This window comes from Streptomyces sp. NPDC031479, assembly GCF_055581065.1.
Genome location: NZ_JBVIKC010000006.1, coordinates 228139 through 248908 on the forward strand (window position 1 = coordinate 228139; position 20770 = coordinate 248908).

15 protein-coding genes and 3 pseudogenes are annotated in these 20770 nt (G+C 70.9%); 12 read left to right on the top strand and 6 right to left on the bottom strand.

What is annotated here, in order from left to right; translation table 11 throughout:
• The first annotated feature begins 191 nt into the window (after positions 1-191).
• Positions 192-1085 carry a Vgb family protein gene (locus ACZ5D2_RS10235; protein ID WP_468928519.1) on the top strand — a complete coding sequence of 298 codons (894 nt, stop codon included), beginning with the start codon at positions 192-194 and terminating at the stop codon, positions 1083-1085.
• 18 nt (positions 1086-1103) lie between these two features.
• Here ACZ5D2_RS10235 and ACZ5D2_RS10240 read toward each other — a convergent pair.
• A pseudogene (locus ACZ5D2_RS10240) lies at positions 1104-1585 on the bottom strand (hypothetical protein); the annotation flags it as partial.
• A gap of 26 nt (positions 1586-1611) precedes the next feature.
• On the opposite strand from ACZ5D2_RS10240, the gene ACZ5D2_RS10245 reads away from it, so the two are divergent.
• Together ACZ5D2_RS10245 and ACZ5D2_RS10250 are read left to right on the top strand one after the other, a co-directional pair.
• Entirely contained in the window at positions 1612-1959 is a 348-nt protein-coding gene (locus tag ACZ5D2_RS10245) for an ATP-binding protein (RefSeq protein WP_468928521.1), read from the top strand.
• A gap of 243 nt (positions 1960-2202) precedes the next feature.
• Positions 2203-5877: a protein kinase domain-containing protein gene (locus tag ACZ5D2_RS10250; RefSeq protein WP_468928523.1), complete on the top strand. Its 3675-nt coding sequence runs from the start codon at positions 2203-2205 to the stop codon at positions 5875-5877.
• On the opposite strand, the gene ACZ5D2_RS10255 is transcribed toward ACZ5D2_RS10250, so the two are convergent.
• Positions 5841-6380: an Imm49 family immunity protein gene (locus tag ACZ5D2_RS10255; RefSeq protein WP_468928525.1), complete on the bottom strand. Its 540-nt coding sequence runs from the start codon at positions 6378-6380 to the stop codon at positions 5841-5843. The two genes, ACZ5D2_RS10250 and ACZ5D2_RS10255, sit on opposite strands and share 37 nt — an antisense overlap.
• On the opposite strand from ACZ5D2_RS10255, the gene ACZ5D2_RS10260 reads away from it, so the two are divergent.
• The gene (locus tag ACZ5D2_RS10260; RefSeq protein WP_468928580.1) at positions 6345-7022 is read left to right on the top strand and encodes an FAD-dependent monooxygenase; all 678 of its coding nucleotides are present in this window, start codon (positions 6345-6347) and stop codon (positions 7020-7022) included. The two genes, ACZ5D2_RS10255 and ACZ5D2_RS10260, sit on opposite strands and share 36 nt — an antisense overlap.
• 248 nt (positions 7023-7270) lie before the next feature.
• A complete protein-coding gene (locus ACZ5D2_RS10265) occupies positions 7271-7714 on the top strand; it encodes a MarR family winged helix-turn-helix transcriptional regulator (RefSeq protein WP_468928527.1) in 444 nt (147 codons plus the stop codon).
• A 643-nt stretch (positions 7715-8357) separates the two neighbouring features.
• Here the strand turns inward: ACZ5D2_RS10265 and ACZ5D2_RS10270 are convergent.
• Positions 8358-8888, bottom strand: coding sequence for a hypothetical protein (locus ACZ5D2_RS10270; RefSeq protein ID WP_351036266.1), 531 nt, complete (start codon positions 8886-8888; stop codon positions 8358-8360).
• A gap of 585 nt (positions 8889-9473) precedes the next feature.
• The gene (fxsT, locus tag ACZ5D2_RS10275) at positions 9474-11921 is read right to left on the bottom strand and encodes an FxSxx-COOH system tetratricopeptide repeat protein (protein WP_468928530.1); all 2448 of its coding nucleotides are present in this window, start codon (positions 11919-11921) and stop codon (positions 9474-9476) included.
• A 930-nt stretch (positions 11922-12851) separates the two neighbouring features.
• Between fxsT and ACZ5D2_RS10280 the strand changes: the two are divergent.
• The 6 genes and pseudogenes from ACZ5D2_RS10280 to ACZ5D2_RS10305 form a co-directional block, all read left to right on the top strand.
• Positions 12852-13043 (top strand): annotated as a pseudogene (locus ACZ5D2_RS10280) (S24/S26 family peptidase); the annotation flags it as partial.
• A 40-nt stretch (positions 13044-13083) separates the two neighbouring features.
• Positions 13084-13662 carry a S26 family signal peptidase gene (locus tag ACZ5D2_RS10285; RefSeq protein WP_468928582.1) on the top strand — a complete coding sequence of 193 codons (579 nt, stop codon included), beginning with the start codon at positions 13084-13086 and terminating at the stop codon, positions 13660-13662.
• Positions 13663-13675: 13 nt separating this feature from the next.
• The gene (locus ACZ5D2_RS10290; RefSeq protein WP_468928532.1) at positions 13676-14722 is read left to right on the top strand and encodes a hypothetical protein; all 1047 of its coding nucleotides are present in this window, start codon (positions 13676-13678) and stop codon (positions 14720-14722) included.
• 356 nt (positions 14723-15078) lie between these two features.
• Complete coding sequence (locus ACZ5D2_RS10295; protein WP_468928533.1) at positions 15079-15807, top strand: SMI1/KNR4 family protein; 729 nt, start codon at positions 15079-15081, stop codon at positions 15805-15807.
• Between the two features lie 115 nt (positions 15808-15922).
• The gene (locus ACZ5D2_RS10300) at positions 15923-16147 is read left to right on the top strand and encodes a hypothetical protein (protein WP_468928535.1); all 225 of its coding nucleotides are present in this window, start codon (positions 15923-15925) and stop codon (positions 16145-16147) included.
• 35 nt (positions 16148-16182) lie between these two features.
• Positions 16183-17206, top strand: a pseudogene (locus tag ACZ5D2_RS10305) (IS256 family transposase); the annotation flags it as partial.
• Between the two features lie 280 nt (positions 17207-17486).
• Here ACZ5D2_RS10305 and ACZ5D2_RS10310 read toward each other — a convergent pair.
• Both ACZ5D2_RS10310 and ACZ5D2_RS10315 read right to left on the bottom strand, forming a co-directional pair.
• Positions 17487-18170, bottom strand: coding sequence for a response regulator (locus tag ACZ5D2_RS10310; RefSeq protein WP_468928537.1), 684 nt, complete (start codon positions 18168-18170; stop codon positions 17487-17489).
• On the bottom strand, positions 18167-19381 hold the full coding sequence (locus ACZ5D2_RS10315) for a sensor histidine kinase (RefSeq protein WP_468928539.1): 1215 nt from the start codon (positions 19379-19381) through the stop codon (positions 18167-18169). The genes ACZ5D2_RS10310 and ACZ5D2_RS10315 overlap by 4 nt, the downstream gene beginning before the upstream one ends.
• Positions 19382-19523: 142 nt before the next feature.
• Between ACZ5D2_RS10315 and ACZ5D2_RS10320 the strand changes: the two genes are divergently transcribed.
• Complete coding sequence (locus ACZ5D2_RS10320) at positions 19524-20732, top strand: alpha/beta hydrolase family protein (protein ID WP_468928541.1); 1209 nt, start codon at positions 19524-19526, stop codon at positions 20730-20732.
• Positions 20733-20770 lie beyond the last annotated feature (38 nt).

Consider the following 20770-nt stretch of genomic DNA (forward strand, 5'->3'; position numbering starts at 1 on the left):
GAGACGGAGCGCGAAGCGGGAATGCGGCCCGGACGACTACAGGTCCGCCGCTACGACGGCTGGCCGGAGGCCGAACGGGCGGATCGTCGCGGGCGCGGTCGGCGTGGCGGGTGGCGGGGCGACAGGCGGCGGAGGGGCTGCGGTTGAGTGGTGGGGCCGTCCCCTCCCCCCCCTCAGAGGAGCAGTCAGCCATGACCGTTCATCAACACCTCCCCGCCGGTACGATCCTGCTCGCCGACTCCCAGGCCCTGGGCTGTGCCGGAATGGTGTTCCGCGTCGACCCGGTGACCGGCGAGGTGGGGCAGTTCGCCCTCGGCGGCGAACTCCAGGGGGCGACCGGCATCGCCATCGAGTCGGACGGCAACATCGTGGTGAGCAAGGACCGGAGCTTTCCCGGGACCGGCATCCTGCTCCGCCTCGACGGGCGGACCGGGGCGCAGTCCGAGGTCACGTCCGGCGGGAAGTTCACCGCCCCGATCGACGTGGCCGTCGAGGCGGACGGGAACATCCTCGTCGCGGACGTCGCCACGGGCGGTTTCGGCGCCGTGATCCGTGTCAACCGCACGACCGGCGAGCAGACCGTCCTGTCGCAGGGCGACGGGACCGGCGATCCGGCGGTGCGGGCGGCGGGGCTGTGCGTGGCCCCGGACGGCTCCATCCTCGTGGTCGAGCAGAACATGATCGGCGGCGAGGACCTCTCGTCCCGGCTGGTCCGCGTCGACCGCGTCAGTGGCGCCCGCACGACGGTCACCTCGGGCGGCGAACTCCGCAGCCCCTGCGGCGTGGTGGTGGACGCGGCAGGCCACATCCTGATCGCCGACGCCAACGCGTTCCCCGGCTTCGGAGGCGGGGTGATCAAGGTGGACCCGGCGACGGGCGCCCAGACCACGGTGTCCTCCGGCGGCGGCTTCGTCGCCCCCGGCTCGATCGCGATCGAGGCGGACGGCAGCCTGTTGGTCACCGACAGCGACCCCGGGGGCACCGACCGCTTCCTGTTCCGCGTCGACCCGGTGACGGGCGCCCAGAAGGTGGTCGCTTCGGGAGGCCAGTTCAAGTCGCTGGTGGGGGTGGCGGTCGTACGGTAGGACGGCCGCGGGCCGGGCTCAGCGCAGCGGGGCCTGCTGGAGCGGGACCGGCCGGGCGGCCGGAGGCGTCGGCGGGGTCAGCCGGCCCGGCGGGGGAGGGGAGACCGGGAGGCTCATCCCCAGCATCCCGCACGGCACTTCGGGGGTCGCGTACGGGAGGTGCAGACGGCCCTCCCGGCTCCAGCGGCCCGTGCCACCGAGCCAGCCCGCCGGGGAGCCGAGCCGGAAGACGTGCCGGTCGGCGGGGCGCCACAGGGCGAACCCGCCCCGCCCACGCGCAGCGCGACCCCGCAGGTCTCCGGCATCAGGGCCTGGCCCGGCTGGACCGCGAACGGGTGCGCGTCCGCCAGCCGCAGGCACTGCGGGAAGCGGACCGGCAGGGAAATGCCCAGCACCCCCCAGCCGAGGCGCGGTTCGCCGGGCGCGTCCGAGCGGATCGGCAGCAGCCCGCTGTCCGGGTCGGCCAGCAGCAGCCGGTCGTCGCTGTCCTCCGCGATCTCTCGGCGGCCGGCTCCAGGAGGGGATGATGGCAGACCCTGCCAAACGGCACTGCCCGTGCGAAGGCAGCGGAGCGGCGGCCCGCGCCCGCGAGGAACTGCGCCACTACCTTGACGACGTCCTGGCCTGCGGGCATCTGGTGCCGCAGGCCGTGCAGGACGCGGCGCTGGTGGTCGTCAGCGAACTGGTGGCCAACGCACTGCGCCACACCTGCGGGTCCTGCACCCTGGACCTGGGCTGGGCGCAGGGCGGTATCGAGATCGACGTCACCGACGCCAGCCCCCACCGCCCGCGCCCCCGCGTCCCGGACCCGAACGCAAGCGCGCGCGGGTTGGGGATGGCCGCTGACCCGTCGCCTGACCACCCGCGTGGCTAGCCGTCAGGACACGGTGGGCGCTGGTCGGCATCCATATAGCGCGCCATGGTCGGCCCGTCCGACCGCTCCGCACCCCCCCACGCCGGTAACGAGCCCCCCCCGAGAACCCTCCGCCGACGGGCCCCGGCCGTGCGGGGACGGCCCGCACGCCGCCCCGTTGACCTTCCGACCCCGGTCACCGATCATGGCGCGACAAACCGCCCCCATGGGGCGGACCAAGGGGGGGAAGCGGTGGGGAGTCCGTTGTTACCGGACGATCCGGAGCGGATCGGCGCGTACTGGCCGGCCTCACGGCTCGGCGAGGGGGCCCAGGGGGTCGTGTACGAGGCGTACGACCGGGCCGGGAACCGGGTGGCGGTCAAACTACTGCGCCGTTCCGCCGACGAGGCCGTCCGCCGGCTGTTCCGCCGCGAGGCGCAGGCCGCACAGCGCGTGGCCGGTTTCTGCACCGCCCGGGTGCTGGAGGTGTCATCCGGATCCGACGAGCCTTACCTCGTAGGGGAATACGTGCCGGGCCCCTCGCTCGGCGTCCGCGTCCGCGACGGCGGGCGGCTGGCGGCGGACGAGGTGGTCCGGCTGGCGATCGGGATCGCCACCGGCCTGGCGGCGATCCATCGGGCAGGGGTCGTGCACCGGGACCTCAAGCCGGGGAACGTGTTGCTCGGCCCGGACGGTCCACGCATCATCGACTTCGGCATCGCCCGGTCCCTCGACATGTCGCAGACTGCCAGCGGCGTGATCATGGGAACGCTCGGCTACATGGCGCCCGAGGTGCTGTCGGGGAAGCGGGCCGGACCGGCCGCCGACGTCTTCGCCTGGGGCGCCACCGTTCTCTACGCGGCTTCGGGCGAGGAACCGTTCCGTGGCGAAACCATGGTCGAGACCGCCTACCGGACCGTACGCCACCGCCCCGACCTGTCCACCGTGCCGCCCTCCTTGCGCGCCCTGGTGGACCGCGCCCTGTCGCAGGATCCCGACCTCCGCCCGGCCGCCACGGAGATCCTGCTGTCCCTGCTGGGCGACCCGGCCGACGCGCCCGCGTCCGGACCCCGGACCGGGGCGGGACCCGCCGGAAGCCCTCCCGAAAGCCCTGCCGTCGACCCCCGGATCGCCCTGATGCAGGTCGGCGCACGCCGCGCCGGCCCCGCGGCATCCGACGCCGGCGACCGGGTCCCCGCTCTGAGCGAGCGGGCCGAGGAGACCTGGGCTGTACTGCCCGAACGGGTACGGCCCCTCGCCCACGAACTCATGCTCCGCCTGATCGTGCCCGGCCCGTTGCCGGACGGCTCTGAGGACACGGTGCGCTCCGCGTCCCCGGCCGAACTCCTCGCCGGCCGGCCGGACACGGAACGGCACGCCATGACCGCTGCCGTCGCCGCCCTTACCACGGGCGGGGCGCTGCTCGTGCTTCCCGACGGCGGGATCCGCCCTGCCCCCGCACTCATCCCCGCCTGGCCCCGCCTGCGCGGCTGGATCGAGACGGACCGCGCCGGAACGACCGTCCGCCTCTGGCTCACCACCACGGCACTGGCCTGGGAGGGCAACGGCCGCCGGAGCGAGGACCTGCCGCACGGCAGCGCATGGGAGAGGTGCGCGGCCTGGTTGCCCACGGCACCGCTCCACCTGCGTCCCAACCCCTTGGAATCCGCCTGCGCGAACGCGGCGTCTGCCCTCGCCCGCCGTACCGTGCGCCGCCATCGGCGGTTCCGGGCGGGGCTGTCCGTCGTCACCGTGCTGGCGCTGCTGGCCGGCGGGGCGGCATGGCTCCAGTCCCGCGAGATCGACCGCAGACGGGCCGAGGCCACGGCGCGGACGACCGCCCAGTCCGCCGAGACCCTGCGCGGCACCGACCCGGTCGCGGCGATGCTGCTGGGACTGGCGTCCTGGCGGGTGGCGGAGGTGCCCGAATCCCGGGCAGCCCTCATCGCCGCCGCCTCCCAGCGCGAGATCCAGGCGACGACCACACCCGCGTTCACCTACGGCGAGAACAGTGAGCGCATGCTGTCGGGCACCGGACGGGAGGCGTTCCAGTTGTCTCCCGAGGGCTTGCGCGCGGTCGTCCTGACCGGCGCGGACAGGGGCCGCGCGCGTACGCTCCTGCCGCCCGGCACCAAGACGGGTCTCCTGGGGTCATCACACCTGAGCGAGGACGGCTCCGTCGTCGTGGCCACGGCTCCCGACGGCGGGACGCTGCAGGTCGTCTCGACCCGCGACGGCAAGGCGCTGGCCCCGCCGCTGCCCTTGAACGGACGCCAGGTGTCCGGCGTGACCAACCGGGGTGAACTGGTCCTCGGCTCGCCCACGGGCGGCACGGAACTCGTCTCACCGGGGGGCAGCACGATCACGAGCGTTCCCGAAGACGCGTCCGTCGCGCCGGACGGTCGCCACATCGTCTCCTGCTCGACGGCTGGGGTCACCGTGCGGCCCGTCGACGGAGGGCCGGGCGTCCTGGTGCCCCGCCCTCCCGGCTCCCAGGAGCCCACCTGCCACAGGAAATTCCTGTTCAGTCCGGACGGCGGCCGGCTCGGCGCGATCAGCTTGTCCACCTCCGGGAACTCCTGCGACGTTGTCGTGTACGACCTGGCGGCCCGGCGCGTCGTGGGTGAGGCCGCCGGGCTGGGCCCCGAACCGCGGTTCAGCTCCCGGGGGAACTACCTCGTGTCCACGAACACCACCAACGGGACCGAGGTCTGGAGCGCGGACGGGGGAAGCCTGCCCGTCGCACGGGTTCCCGCGGCCGGTCTCAACAACCTCACGAGCGCTCGCATCCCGGTCTGGGACCTGGCCCTGGACGAAGAGACCGAGAGCCTCCTGCAGTGGACCGGCGACACCGTCCACCGTCTCGACGTGTCCGGGGCGCTGGCCCCGGGACCCCCCGTCCGGACCTACGTGACGACCAGGGCGGTCTCCGGCGGGGGACGCACGGCCCTGGTCACCGAGAGGTTCTCCCCGGACCTCAGCGGCCGTTCGGACCGCTTCCAGGGCAGGGTGGTCGACACGCGCACCGGCAAGGACGTGGTACCGGCGTTCCACCAGAACCTGTGGGTCGCCCAGGACCTGCCCCGCACCGCACTCGGTGACATCAGCGACGACGGCCGGCTGATTGCGTTCACCCAGGGCGGGGCGGACGACCGGTACGGCATCACCCTGCGGGAGGTCGGCACCGGCCGCGACGTACTGCACTGGGCGGCCGCGGAGGGCAGCGGACCGGCCTGGGTGGACCTGGCCCCTGACGGGGCCCACATCGCTGCCCTCCAACGGGAAGGGGGCGTCCCCACCGGAGAAGGGGACACTCTGAAGATCCTCGACGTCCGCACGCGCAAGGAGGTCCGCTCCGTCTCAGGGACGCAGGCCCGTGGCGCCTTCAGCCCGGACGGCCGCTACTTCCTGACCACCGACGGCACGCTGCTGGACCTCAAGACCGGCACCGAGAGGAAGGAGGCCACTTTAAGCGGCGGTGTTCGGAACGTGGCCTACTCCTCGGACGGACGCCTGGTGGCGGCCTTCCGGGAGACCGGGCTGGTCGAACTGTGGAACGGGCAGGTCACGCAACGGATCGCGACGATGTCCAGCAGCGTCTCGCGCGGCGGCGGGAGGGGCGGCCAGGACCTCGGCGAGTTCACCTTCTCCCCGGCCGGCCGGCTGCTGGCCGCGGTGGTCGACGGCGACAGCGTCCAGCTCTGGGACACCGACAGGCACTATGCCCTGGGAGACCCCCTCCTGCTGCCCGGCCGGGGCGTCGAGGCCCTGGCCTTCGACGGTGACACCCTATGGGCCGCCGCCGGCACCCGCGCCCGGTCCGTGGACCTGACCCCGGCCCGCCTGGCCGAACGCGTCTGCCGACGCGCCGGACGCGACCTGACGGCCCTCGAGTGGTCAACCTACCTGCCGGGCGTCCCCCGCCGCCCCCTCTGCTGACCTTCCACCGACGACGGCGAGGCCCCCCGGCCACGGACGCCCACCGGGTGTCTGAGGGCCGGGCCGCTGTCCGGCCGCGCGTCCGGAACGCCCAGCAGCGGCGGGGGCAGACAGCGGGAGCGCACGCCGAGCTCCCAGCCGTGCACCTGGACGGCGAGGGCGGCCACAGCAAGGGTTTGCAGGGGCAGGTGGGTCCTGGGCGCGGGATCGTCCCCGACCCGTCGGCTGTACTCCTCCAGCCAGGCGAGGAGGGCCTGTTCTAAGGCCGACCGGTCGTCATCGAGGAGTACGCGCAGCAGGCTCTGCTCCGGCGTCAGGGAGCCCGCCGCGTCAAGCCTGCCCGCGGCCTCCGCCCGCTCCGCGGCGTCCGGCATGCACGCCGTCACCTGGTCACCTTCGAACACGGCGCGCCCCGCCGCTTCGACCCGGTCGTCGGCGCAGACGGCCTGCACTCCCGCACCCGCGCCCTGGCCTTCGGCCCCGAGAAGCAGTACGTCCGCCACCTCGGCATCTACACGGCGATCTTCAGCCTGGACAACTACCTCGGCCTTCAGAACACCGGCCGCCTCTACGCCGCCCCGGGCAAGGCCGCCAACATCTTCACGGACCGCGGCAACACCGAGGCCCGCGCGGCCTTCCACTTCGCCGTCGACCACCTGGAGTACGACCGCCGCGACCCCGCCTCCCACAAGCGGATCATCACCGAGCGGTTCGCCGGCGAGGGCTGGGAGGTGCCGCGCCTGCTGAAGGAGATGGACGCCGCCGGGGAGTTCTTCTTCGACGCCAACGCCCAGGTCGTCATGGACAGCTGGTCCGCCGGACGCGTGGTCCTCCTCGGCGACGCGGGCTACTGCGCCAGCCCCACCTCCGGCCGCGGCACCTCCCAGGCGCTGATCGGCGCCTACCTCCTCGCCGGCGAACTCGCCACCCGCGGCGGTGACCACACGGCCGCCTTCGCCGCCTATGAGGAGCAGCTGCGCCCCTACCTCGCCGAGCACCAGGCGCTGGGCCACGAGGGCGCCGAACGGTTCTTCCTGCCGGCCCCTACCCAGGAGGTGCTGGACATGCTGGCCGCGAACGCCCCTGAGAACACCCGCACGGAGCCGGTCCGCCTCCCCGACTACACCCCTGCCCCCGCCGCCTGACAGGCGACGGAGCCTCCAGACCGGAACCCGACCGCCCAGCCGTCGCTGCCGCCGATCGGCACGTGCTGACGCCGCAGCACAAAAGTCGGCAGCAGGTACTTCGCCTGCACCGAACTGGGCCGGATGGCAGCCTGCACTGCCCCCGCGCTTCCCCCAGCGCCCGTGCACAAGGCCAGTTCTGCGAGCTGCCCCTGCGACACACATCTGGTTCCACCCGTACCAAACGAACAGAACCGAAAGGGCCCCCAATGACCAGCACCGCACCCGTCGCCGACGTGCGCCTTCTCGGCCTGGCCCACTACGCCGCCCGCGGCGTCCTGGAACACATCCTGGCCCGGCACGGCCTCACCTTCACCCAGTACAGCGCCCTGCCCGCCGCCGTCACCGCCGACGCCCCGCAGACACCACATGACCTCATCACCCAGATCCACGGCTCCCTCACGACGGACCCCGCCGACATCCACGCCACTATCGACGAGCTGCTGGCACGGCAGCTGCTCACCGCAGACGGCGCGTACCTTCACCCCACGGACGCCGGGCGCGAACTGCTCGCCGAGGTTGGCGCTGACACCGCCCCCGTAACCGCCCGGATCTGGGGCGGGATACCCGCCGAGGACCTTGCCGCTGCCGGCCGTGTCCTCGCCCTGGTCACCGGACGGGCAAACGCCGAACTCACGGCACTGACCGCCTGACGGACAGCCTGCTGGGCTGCGCGTGGCCCTGTACGGGTGCCCGTACCCGCCGCCCCCACCCAGAAGACCATCGACGGGAGGAAGAAGGGATGGCTGCCGCCCGACTACGGTCTGCCCGGACTCCAGCCCCACGCTGGGCATCGGGGCTGCCCCTGTAGCCAGACAGCGCAACGCGTGGATGGCCGCCTGCTCACATTCGCCAAGCACCGCGCAGTGTGAATGGGTGCGGTGGAGGCACTGGATGGGTGTCAGCCGGGGCGGGATGACTGATTTCCTGCTCAGGCCTGGTGGTTGTAGTGATCATGGCTGTCACGAGGTGACGAAGTTGCTGCTGTCCGGTGCCGATCAGGAGGGCGGCCTGCTGCCATGGGCGTGCCAGTTCACATCGTTCGGCTCCAGGAAGACGGGCACGATTGCGATCTCTCGGGTTTGGGACGGTGGTGTGGCAGACAGGGGGCTGTGGTCTGTTGGTGCTGGTCGGGGCTTGTTCCGGGGTCTGGTGTCACTGTCTTTGATGTGAGAAGCCGTCTCTCAACCGATCTTGGAACGTGCAGGTCGAACAGGGGTCCTGGTTGAGTGATCTTCCGGCGGTGAGCACGGCCGCCCTCACCCTGGGGCAGCACCGGTGAAGAGACTCATTCGGCTATTCAGCCTCGCCGGCGCCGTCGCCTTGGTCCACGAAGGCGACGCCACGCCAGGGCGACGGGCCGCCGAGTGTCTGGTCGAGACGTTCCTGCGAGGGATGGAGTGAGCGTCGGGCCGCATTGACGAACTTCAAGTGCCCCTGGTCCAAGGCGGCGTGGATCGGTCGGAGCTCCTCAAGATCCGCTGGCTGACGATCGTGGAAGAGAATGCTGAAATCCTCGATGACATCGCAGAGCTGCAGAGCTGCTGCGGCCGCCTCGGGATTCGCCACCAAGCTCAGCGACTGGATCGCGGCATTGAACGGCCCCCATGCGACTGCGGGTCTGCGCCGTTCGAGGAACGCCTCACGCAGCTCCATCTCGACCGCGCCGAAAGCCTGCAGGAACCTCTCGTAGGCGGAGGTCTGTGTCTCCTGAAGCCACTTTCGATTCTCGCTGTGCCGCCCAGCGACCCCTCCTGCAACGACGCCCACGATGGTGGCGGTGACAGCACCCGCGGTGGATATCAAAAGCTCCCATGGAACAGCCATTTCCAACCCCCTGGGTGGTTGTCAGAAGCCGTCTCGACCGATCGTGGAACGTGTGGGGCGAACGGGGTCTTGGTCGAGTGAACTTCCGGCGGCAGGTGCATGGAGGCAGGGCCTCCTGGTAGCTCAGGAACGCGACCCCATTCCGAGCGGTTCCCGGAGGCCCTGTTGTCGTTGTTGTACGCGCCCGCGCCCTTCCGTTTCAACTCGTCTGCCGTCTCGTGCGATTGTCTCGCGCATGGGTACGGCAACGCGGCCGATCATCCCGATCGGGTGCGCCGGTATCCGTCGGACATGACGGACGCGGAGTGGGCGGCCGTGCGGCTCTTGCTTCCGGTGCCGGCCTGGCTGGAGGGCGGGGCGGAAGGCCGGAGGGCTACTGACACCGGCAGATACTCGACGCGGTGCGTTACGTCGTCGACAACGGCGTCAAGTGGCGGGCGATGCCCGCCGACTTCCCGCCGTGGGAACGGGTCTACGCATTCTTCCGCCGCTGGCGCCGCCAGGGCCTGGATGTGGCGTTCCACGACCGGCTACGGGGCAGGGTCCGCATCAGCGAGGGACGGGCGGCCGAGCCTACCGCCGGCATCAGCGACTCGCACCGCCACCGGCTGCGACGTTCCTGCGCCGCCGCCGGTGCCACCAACGGCTCTGTGGCCGTTGGGTGGACATGGCCAGCGCTGTCTCCAGCGCGTTGCGGGTGCTCAAGGTATGCGGGTGCTCGTCGCCCAGGATGCGGACGCGGTCATCGAGGGTTCGGCGCAGCAGGTCTATCGCCTGGGCCTGCTCACCTGCACTGGTCAAAGCGAGGGCGAGGTTGTGGCGACTGGCAAGGGTATCCGGGTGCTCGGGGCTCAGGATGCGGGTGCGGTCCTCCAGGGTCTGCCGGAGCATGCGCACTGCTTGTGCGTGCTCGCCCATCCCGTCCAGCGCGAGACCGAGGCTGTCCCGGCTGGCCAGCGTGTGCGGATGCTCGTCGCCCAGAATGCGGGCGTGGTCGTTGAGCGCCTGCCGCAGCAGCTGTATCGCTTCCGTCTGCTCACCCGCCCTGGTCAGGGCGCTGGCGAGGTTGTGGCGGCTGAGCAGGGTGAGGTGGTGCTCGGGGCCCAGGACACGGATGCGGTCGTCCAGGGTGCTCCGGTGCATGCGCACTGCTTGTGCGTGCTCGCCCATCCCGTCCAGCGCGAGACCGAGGCTGTCCCGGCTGGCCAGGGTATGCGGATGCTCGGGGCCCAGGACACGGGTACGGTCGTTGAGGGTATGCCGCAGCAGACCTACCGCCTCGGCGTGCTCACCCGTCCCGTCCAAAGCGCATGCGAGGTCGTTGCGGCTGGTCAAGGTATCGGGGTGCACGGGGCCCAGGATTCGTGTGCGGTCCTCCAGGGTCTGCCGGAGCAGGCCTATTGCCTCGGCCGGCTCTCCCATTCCGAACAGGGCATTGCCCAGGTCGTTGCGGCTGGTCAAGGTATCGGGGTGCTCGGGGCCCAGCATGCGGGTCTCGACGTCGAGGACCCGTTCATGCAGCAGGCGCGCCGCACCGAAAGCGCCAGCCTTCTGCAGCACCTGCGCCAGGTCGTTGAGAGTGGTGCGGTGGTGTGTGGCAGTGCGCGGGTCCGCATAGTCGAGCAGCAGCGGCAGGTGGGGGGCGAGGAGCACGGCTGCAGGCCAACCAGCGCGCCCGCGCTGGTTGGCCTCGTGCACGGCCGTGGTGAGCCGCTCGGCAAGGGCCTGGTGCCACACGGCGAGATCGGAGGTCTCGGCCGCGAGGGCGACAGCGTTGATCTCTCGGATCAGGGGATGCAGCACCGTCTGCGCCCCCTCACTGCTGCCCGACGCCGGGCCGGTGCTGCCGGGAGAGTGGGGCAGGCCGAGGAGACCGTAGCGGTGCAGGCCGGCGAACGCGGCCTCCAGGGCCACCGCGGTGACGTCGTGTCCGGTGACGACGGATAGCAGGTCCGGGGTGATCAGGGACAGTGGGACGGGGGCCTGAGCCAGCAGGGCCAGCAGTCGCAACACGGGGCGGGCCAAAGCGTTGCCCTCCCCGGCGAGCTGATCCAAGGAAACCTCCCAGGTGTGCCGCACCACGGCGCGGGCGACCTGGGGATGGGAGGCATTCGGGTGCGCCGCTCCCAACAAGAACCGCAGTTCCTGTTCCAGGGCCTGGCGGTAGGCGGCAAAGGTGCGGTAGCGGCTGGTGGGTCCGGCCAGATAGGTGCCGGCCGCGCGCAACGCCAGTGGCAGCCCGCCCAGTCGCGCTGCCAGCTCTCGGGCCTGCTCGGTGGTGCCGGCTGCGGGAGCAGCGTCCAGCAGGACCTGCCCCGCAGGCCGCATCGGCAGCGGCGCCAGTGGCAGCAGCTGTGCGCACGGACCCCAGGTCTGCTCGCTGCCATCCCGGCTGGTCACCACCAGCAGGCCCCGGCCGTAAGGACGGATCCAGCCGCGATAGTCGGCCACCGGCTCCCCTGCCGGGCCGATCTCGTGCGGCTCGTCGGCGTTGTCCACCACCAGCAGCCACTGCCGCACCCGGCCCAACTGTCGCCAGACCACATCCGGCAGGCTCGCCTGCCCCGCTCGCGCGGCCTCCAGCTCTGCCTCTGGAAGGCCGCAGGCCAGCGCCGCCTGCACCATCTGCTGCGCCAGCTCGGCACCGTCGCGCCAGCGCACCCAAAACACTCGCCAGCCCGCCGCCTCGGCCTGGGCGGCCAGTTGCGCGGCCACCGTTGTCTTGCCCATCCCGCCGACCGCGCACAGCACCGCGAACCGGCCTTGTGGCCGCCGAAGCATGCCTGTCAGCACGGCGAGTTCGTCCTCACGCCCCCGCACGCGCTGAACATGCGGGGGGCGTAACGAAGCCTGCTGGCCCCGGGCCAGTCGGCTCACCGGTGCCGGCCGCGCCGGGGGCCTTGCTGCGGTATCCAGATGTCGGCCCCACAGCAACAGCCCGATGCTGACCGCCACCAGCACGGCGAACACCGGCCAGATCACCCACGCCTGCGCCGCCCAGCCAGGCACCGCGTCACTGGCGTAGTTGGTCACCGGCCCCAGCACAGCCGCCACCACTGCGGCTGCTCCCGCTACCGCCGACCCGGCCCACCCACCCCGTCTACGCCCCATGGTCTGCCACCCCCGTCTACGCCCCATGGTCTGCCACCCCCGTCCACCGACACCAGAATGCTCCCGCCTGGGTCACGTCCATGGAAGGTTGCGGGTGGTCACGACGCGGGCGGCGGTGTTGCTCCGGTTCAGCGGCCGGATACCGAGCCTGCTGCTTGAACGCCATCATCCGCCGCCCGGCGCGGCCCGGGCACCAGGGCAGGCAGCAGGTCGAGCCGCTTGTCCATGTCGAGGCGGAAGGTGCCGTACGGGTTGATGTTCGACCAGAACAGCGCGGTCAGTCCTCGCCGGTCCTCGTCGGACAGCTTCTTCGCCTGCCCGCATCAGCAACTCCTGCATCGAATCGTGCAACAACCCGCCGCAGAGCCACACCCCCCGAGAACGAGTCCCAGGAGCTCAACGAATCCACCTCACCCCACGTCACACCACAGCTGATCCACCCCAAGAGAAAGCGAGTTCGCGCCGAGGCCGTAGCGGCAGCAGGGCTGCCGGCATTTGGCACAGGGGCCGACCTGGGACGGGGCGCAGGTGAGTACAGGCGTTCGTGTGGGGGTGATCGGTGTGCTCACGGATGGTTCCCTCCGGAGGGCGGCAGCACTGGCAAGGACGGTTTCGGGCCAGGAATTCCGGCGTTGGCCTGTTTGGTGTGGGCGAGTGTGGCCGGGCGGATGGTTCCGGGCCCGTAACGGGCGCGGGCTCGGTCGGTGACCGTCTGGATGGCGAGGGCACGGTCGTCGGCCGGGTCGAGGCTGAGCTGCTGGGAGGCTTCGCTTGCCGGACGCAGGTCGTGCGCGCGAAGGAAGCCATCCGCAGGCTCCTCGGCCAAGACTCCGCCGCCCCCGCCCAGCGTGCGTGCGGGCCGCGACGTACTTGGGGTCGGCGATGGACCCCACCTACACCAAGGGTGATCCGCTGCTGTCCCGCAAGGACACGGTCGAAGTCCGGCGCGGGGACGTGGTGCTGGTGACGGTGGGCCCCATGGACGGCGGCGAGGACCCCGGGGGCCCGGTGGTCGAACAGGTCGTGGCCGTGGGCGGCGACACCATCGCGTACGAGCCCGGCGCCTCCCGCCTCCCGCCTCGCGCTGGGCGGCCCGCCCCTGGACGAGCCGTACGTGAAGGACGGCGACCCGACGGCCGGTTCTGCCGGGCCGTTCTCGGTCACGGTCCCGCAGGGGCGCGTCTTCCTGCTCGGCGACAACCGCGGCAACTCCGCCGACTCCCGCTACCGCATGCGGATGACGCCGGGAGGCACCGTGCCGGTCACCCAGGTGCTCGGGGTGGCCCTCCCCGAGAAGGAGACCCTGCGCACCGGCGTCCTCTACGGCTCACTGATCATCGCGGGTGTCCTGGCCCTGCTGGCGTCCGCTGTCCTAGGCCTCCTCTGGCTGGCGGCCCGCCGGCGGCGGTCGGCCGTGCAGGGGGCCGGTCTGGGGAGCCATGGCGGTGGAACCCGCCGGTCCGCCGCGCCCGTGAGCGGTCCAGGGCGCCGTGTAACCGTCATGGGCAGCATGAGGCTGGCGTGGATCTCCTGGCCGGAGACGGCGGTGTTCGGGACGGGGGACCTGGGAGGGGTAGCGGATTTCGTCGGGCCACCGCAGCGCGTGCAGCGCAATCACGTCGCCCTGACGGGGATTGACACACCCATTGTCAGCGGCCGCTGACAGCATCACCGCTATGAACGCCACATATACCACCCCGCCGCGGCCGTTCGACGTCACCCCGCTCTTCCCCCAACTGGCCCCGCTGGCCCGGACGGCGACCCGGCTGCACCCACGGCCGGGATCGCCGACCGTGCACGACAGCTCCGCCGGCGGTCCGCTCCTGTGGCCCGCCGACGAGCCGTGGCCCCACTGCGACGAGCCGCACGACAGCCGGGCGTCGCAAGTGCCCCGCTCCCCGGACGACGTCCGCATCCTCCGCCGCGATCTCGCCGCAGCGACCGAGCGGCTGCACCTCGACCCCGGGGCGCCCGAGGCCACCCCCGAGGAGCGGGCGAACTGGGAGCGGCTCAAGGAGGGCCGCCCGTGGTTCGACGGCCCGACGCCCCTACTGCCCGTCGCCCAGCTCTACGCCCGCGACATCCCCTTCCCCTGCCCGCCCGACGCGGACCTGCTCCAAGTCCTGTGGTGCCCCTTCGACCACGAGATGGCACACCCCAAGACCGCCCTGTTCTGGCGGTCCTCCGCCACCGTCACCGACGTCCTCGACGCACCGCCCGAGCCGCCGATCGTCCAGGACGGCTGGTACTTCCCGGAGCCGTGCCTGTTCTCACCGGAGCAGGTCACCGACTACCCCCACCCCAGCGAGCTGAGCAATGAGCTTCGAGACCAGTTGGACGACGAGAGCCGCTGGGCGACGATCGACCCCGCGCAGTACAACGCGTACGCGGACGATCCGGGCGAGCTCTACCTGAACAACCTCTGCACCGCCCCGGGCTGGAAGACCGGCGGCTGGACCCGCTGGAGCCCCACCGACCCCGTCGACCGCGCCTGCCCGGAGTGCGGCACAGAGGAGGTCCCGCTCCTCACCATTGCCTCCTCGGAATGGGACGGCGGCAGCGCGACCTGGATCGCCGAGGAGGACCGGCCGACCCCGGGCCCGCCGCCCCTGGGCGCCCGGGACGGCAACTTCACCTTGATCGACATCGCCGGTGGCAGCAATCTGCAGCTCCACGTCTGCCCGTCTTCTCCGTACCACCCCCACTTCGAACTGCTCCAGTGAGCTCGTGCGAAGTCCTCCGCGCCGACGCCCACGCCACAATCGGCACCGCGATCGACTCTCCGGTCAGCAGCCTTGGCCAACTACCAGGTGATCCAAACGACGGGTCCCAGGGGCGGACGGGGCCCGGCGTATCCGTGGCTCTGGATCTCCTTCCAGAGGGTCCAGGCGTTCGTGCAGCCCTCGGCCCACCGCTCGTGCAAGTACGGCTTGAAGTCGTCGAGCTTCGTTGCGGTTCTGCCACTGGCCTTGGAAGAGGAATTCCGGAGAAGTTGAGCCAGAACCTGAGTCCGGAGAACGCTTCGTCGGTGTGTCGGGGTGTTGAGGGGCTCGATGAACGGGACGGATACCGTCCTGGCATGACACAAAAGTTCGAATTTGCTGCGTCTCTTGCCGAAGGCATCGAAGGCCGTAGAGGTGCATGGAGCTTCATCCAGGGCTTCGCTGCCCACTGGGCTGATGCCCTGGAGAGCGGTGACGGGTGGGCGGAGGCCGATCTGGTCGCTGCTGAGGAGAGGCTGGGTGTCCGGCTGCCGGCAGCGTTGCGTGAGGCATATCTGTTGTTCGGGCGCCGCCGGGACCTCATCAGCAACCACGATGTGCTGCTCGGCCCGGCCGAGCTGTATGTGGATGACGCCAATGAGGCACTGGTCTTGCGTCATGAGAACCAGGGAGCCGCATCATGGGGCATCCTCCTCGACAGCCTCCAGGACGAAGATCCTGCGGTGTTCATGCGACCTGACCTCGCCGACGAGAGCACCGAGCGCTGGGAGAAGTGGCTGGAGCGTCTTTCGCTCTGCTTCGTCGAGATCGTGCTGTCTGAGTCTCTGCAGGCCGATGAAGAGCTTTGCGATTTCCTCGACCCAGACGACACCAGCATCGGGCTGCTGGAGGAGATCGCCGTCCGGCTGCCTTTCCCCGTCTATCCCATCGGTGAGGAGGAGTACGCAAGCCGCTGGTTCCTGGGCCAGGACGTCCTTCTCCGTGACGACGACGGCGCGGCCGTTCTGGCCCGCGGTCGGACGTCAGAAGACCTCGACCGCGTTCGTGACCTGATCCCGGGTGACTGGCTCAACGACTGTCGCTGACCACGTCCCGGGCCTCATCCGGCCGAAGCGTCGGCGCCGGAGTCAGAGGCCATCTCGATTGGCTGCCGACGGCTCGCCGTTGGTGGAGGCATCTCGACCGTTGTTGAATGCGGTGATGAGTGACTTCTGGACGCCAGCCCATCACGCGGTCGAGCACGAGGATGCGGAAGCCCTGGCCCGCTTGCTCGCCAGCGGTTCCGATCCCGATGAGGTCTTCAGCGATATGACGCTGCTGACGCACGCGATCGATACGAGCAATGCTCAAGACCTGTGGATCGGTTTCGGGGTGGCACGCGGAGTGCGTACCTTCCCGAATGGTCCTTTGATGGTCACCGAGTAGGCCCGCGTTGCAGCGCGGGTCGGGAAGGCACGCCCGTGCTCAGCGTAGTGAATGCCGACGGTTCGACGGAGTCCGGCTCCCTGATCGATGAGATCGTCCGTGAGGGTGCCCGCCGGATGCTGGCCGCCGCACTGGAGGCGGAAGCCAACCAGTGCATAGCCGAGTTGGCGGCCGAGACGGACGAGCGGGGGCACCGCCTGGTAGTCCGCAACGGCCACCACCGGTCCCGGACCGTGGTCACCGCTGCCGGCCCGGTCGAGGTCACCGCGCCGCGGGTGAACGACCGCCGCGTGGACGAGTCCACCGGCGAGCGCAAGCGGTTCTCCTCGAAGATCCTGGCGCCGTGGTGCCGCAGGTCGCCCAAGGTCGGTGAGGTGCTGCCGCTGCTCTAACTGCACGGCCTGTCGTCGGGGGACTTCGTACCCGCGCTTGAGCGGTTCCTCGGCTCAGCCGCCGGGCTGTCGCCGGCCACGGTTACCCGACTGACCAAGCAGTGGGGCGACGACCACGCCGTCTTCCAGGCCCGGGACCTGTCCGACCGGGACTTCGTCTACGTGTGGGCCGACGGGGTGCACCCCAAGATCCGGTTGGGGCAGGCGCACTCTTGCGTCCTGGTCCTGCTCGGGGTTCGGCTGGACGGCACGAAGGAGCTGATCGCGCTCGCGGAGGGGCTGCGGGATTCCACGGACTCGTGGGCGGACCTGCTGCGGGACTGCCGCCGCCGGGGCATGCGCGACCCCGAACTGGTTGTCGGCGACGGGGCTGTGGCGGGCCTTGGCCGAGGCGTTCCCTGCGGCCCGCCATCAGAGGTGTTGGGTTCACAAATCCCGCAATGTCACAAATGCCCTGCCGAAGTCCGCGCAGCCGGGCGCGTTGAAGGCGATGCAGGAGATCTGCAACGCCGAGGACCGCGCCCACGCCGAGCATGCGGTCGAGGCGTTCGCGAAGACCTACGGTGCGAAGTGGCCCAAGGCCGTCGCGAAGATCACCGCAGACGCCGATGAGCTGCTGGCGTTCTACGACTTCCCGGCCGAGCACTGGATCCATCTGCGGACCACGACCGCGCGGCGCGTTTCTCAGGTCGGTTCGTTGAGACAGCGCGCGAACACGCCAGTGAAACAGCGATGAAGCACGTACAAGGCGCTGACCTTGCTAAAGGTTCTTGCTCGGTCCGATCCTCCTCGACCCCGGAAGCGGGCTACCACGCTCTCGACACCCGCACCGGTCCGTGACTTCCTGAACAACCTCGGCCCGAATCCCGCCGCGGCCAGGTGGGTGAGCTCGCGCATCTGGCGAACGCGGCGAACTCGTGGTCGGCGATCGTTCTTCTCACCCTGCCCTACCGTCTACCCGGCGTGAGTCCGTTCTCGTAGGCGATGATCGCCAGGTGGACGCGGTCCCGGGCTTCGAGCTTGGCGAACAGACGTGCGACATGGGTCTTCGCCGTCGCCGCGCTGATCAGCAACCGCTCGGCTATCTCGGCGTTCGACAGTCCCTGTCCGACCAGTGCCAGCACCTCGCGCTCCCGGTCGGTGATCTCTGCGATGAGACGTGAGTCCTGGGCGGGCGCGGTGTCCGGTTCGGGGGCCGCGGGGCCGGACGTTCCGGCGAAGTCGGCGATCAGCCGTCGGGTGACGCTCGGCGCGATCAACGCGTCGCCGGCCGCCACCACGCGGATCGCTTCCAGGATCGCGTCCAGGGCCATGCTCTTGAGCAGGAATCCGCTGGCCCCGGCGCGCAGTGCGCCGTAGACGTACTCGTCGTCGTCGAAGGTCGTCAGCACCAAGACCTTGGGCGGGGCCGGCTCGGCGGTCGCCTGCCGGGTCGCCTCGATCCCGTCCATGCCCGGCATCCGGATGTCCATCACCACGACGTCCGGCCGTAGTTCACGCACCAGGCGCACCGCCTCGCGGCCGTCGCCGGCCTCGCCGACCACCTCCAGGTCGGCGGTGTCGCCGATCAGGATCGCGAGCCCGAGCAGCATCAGGGGTTGGTCGTCGGCCAGCAGCACCCGCACGCTCATGCCGGGAGCCTCGCCGTCACCCGGAATCCGCCCTCCGGACGCCGGGCCGCGCTGAACTGGCCGGACAGCAACGTCACCCGCTCGCGCATGCCGAGCAGGCCGAAGCCGCTCCCGCCGGCCGCCGCCGAGGGCCTCGGACGGCCGGGCGTGCCGGGACCGTCGTCCCCGTCGTCCACCACCTCGATCCTCACTCCTGTCGGCTCGTAACCGACCGCGACCCGGCACGTCCGCGCCCCGGAATGCCGCACCACGTTCGTCACCGACTCCTGGACGATCCGGAACGCCGACAGCTCGATCTCCGGCGGCAGCGGACGCTGCTCGCCCTGCCAGGTCACGTGGACCCGCACCCCGGCGTCGGCCGTGCGTTCGGCGAGCCGCGGGATATCGGCCAGGCTGCCGGCCGGCGCCAGTGGAGCGGCCCCCGGCATGGCGTCGTCCGGCTCGGCGCGGCGGAGCGCCCCGAGCATGCGCTGCAGCTCCAGCAGCGTCTCCCGGCTGGTGGTCTCGATGCCGGTCAGCGCCTGCCGCGTCTGCTCGGGCTTGGTGTCCACGACCCGCGCCGCCGCTCCCGACAGCACCGTGATGATCCCGATGCTGTGCGCGACGCTGTCGTGCAGTTCGCGGGCGATCCGCAGCCGCTCGGCCATGACGGCGCGGGCCGCCCTCTGCTCATGCAAGGCTCCGAGGTATTCACGGCGTTTGCGATACACCCCCCCGAAGACCCACGCGACCGCGAACCACAACGCAAACTGCCCGGCCCACTGGGCCGCGTCGCCGATGTTCTCCCCGGGGTAGACGTTGATGTTCTCGACGAACGCGGCCACGACGGCCGCGACGGAGCCGACGGCGGCAGCCTTCGGCCGCCGGACGGCGAGGTACCCGCCCAAGACGACGAGCAGGACGAACACGATCCAGGGCCGCACGCCGAACATGTCGCCGAGGACCGATTCGCCCAGGATCGCCGCGAAGACCGCCGCCGGCAGACGGCGCATCAGCAGAACCGGAAGGGCGAGCACGACGCACAGACCCATCATCTGGATCTGGAAGGGCCCGAGGCCGGGAAACCGGAACAGGCCTTCGTGGTGCGGAACCTGAGCGATCGACCAGCAGAGCATGACCGCGTAGAAGCAGGCGGTGGCCAGCACCACGGCCTGGTCCGTCAGCCAGGTCATGCGCTCCGATGTCGAGAGACGCTGGAGAAGCTCTTCCATACGGAGATCGTATTCAGCGGCGTCGGCTCCGCGCGTCGTCCCGGGGATGTACGCGGGGTACACCCCCGGGCCGACGGCCTGGGGAACGGTGACATCCACCGGCCGACGCGACGGAGGAGCTGCGGAACCTAGCGTCGATCCCATGAAACGCAATCGCCGTATCAGCGCTGTCGCGGTGCTGGCGCTCGCCGCCCTCGTCACCGGAACCGGCGCCGGGTTCGCCGCCACGACCACACCGTCGGCCACACCGGTGGCCACGCACGCGTTCGACACCGCACCGGCCACGGCCACGGCCACCGCGCCCACGCGGTCCTTCCAAGGCACGCTCCCCGCGCCGACCGGCCCCTACGCCGCCGGCGAGGACGTCATCCACCTCACCGACGCGAGCCGTCCCGACCCGTGGGTGCCGTCATCCGGCCCCCGCCAACTGACCGTCACGATGGTCTACCCGGCCGTCCCCGAGACCGGGACTCCGGCCCCTTACATGACCCTCGCCGAGGCAGCCGGACACATCCAGCACGGGAAGATACCGGCGAGCTCCGGCATCACCCCGCAGAACCTTTCCAGCGTCACCACTCACACCTTCGACCGCGCGCGGCCGCAGAGGGGCAAGTATCCGCTGGTGGTCCTCTCACCCGGGTTCGGGGACCCGCGCATGGTGCTCACCTCGCTCGCGACCGACCTGGCCAGTCACGGCTATGTCGTCGCGCTCGTCGGCCACACCCACGAGGACAGCGGCGAGACGCTGGCGAACGGCCAGACGCCGCCGTGCGCCATCTGCGATGACCCGAACCTCGACATGGACACGGTCACCGCCAGCCGCGCGCTGGACGTGTCCTTCGTGATCGACCAGTTGACGCATGGCAATACCGCGTGGCGCCTGGCACACCTCATCGACAAGCACGAGATCGGCATGGCCGGACACTCCATCGGCGGAGCGGCGGCCGCCACCACGATGATCGCCGACCCGCGAGTACTGGCCGGAGTGAACATGGACGGCACCTTCCACCCGGCCCCGATGCCCGGCCAGATCAACCGGCCGTTCCTCATGCTGGGTGCGGCCGCCTACCACTCGGCCGGCGGTGGCGACAACTGGGGGCAGGCCTGGGCCGCCCTCGGCGGCTACAAGAAGTGGCTGGCGGTCACCGGCGCCAACCATCCCAGCTTCACCGACGTGGACCTGCTCGAGGAGGAGGCCGGGTTCCCGACGCCGCCCCTCGACCCCGAACGTGGAATCGTGATCACGCGTGAGTACGTGACGGCGTTCTTCGACCAGACGCTGAAGGGGATCCACAGTTCGCTGCTGGACGGCCCCTCGCCGAACAATCCGGAAGTACTCTTCCAGTACTAGTGCAGCGCCGCGTTGATCCTTCGGGGGTTCAAGCGGCT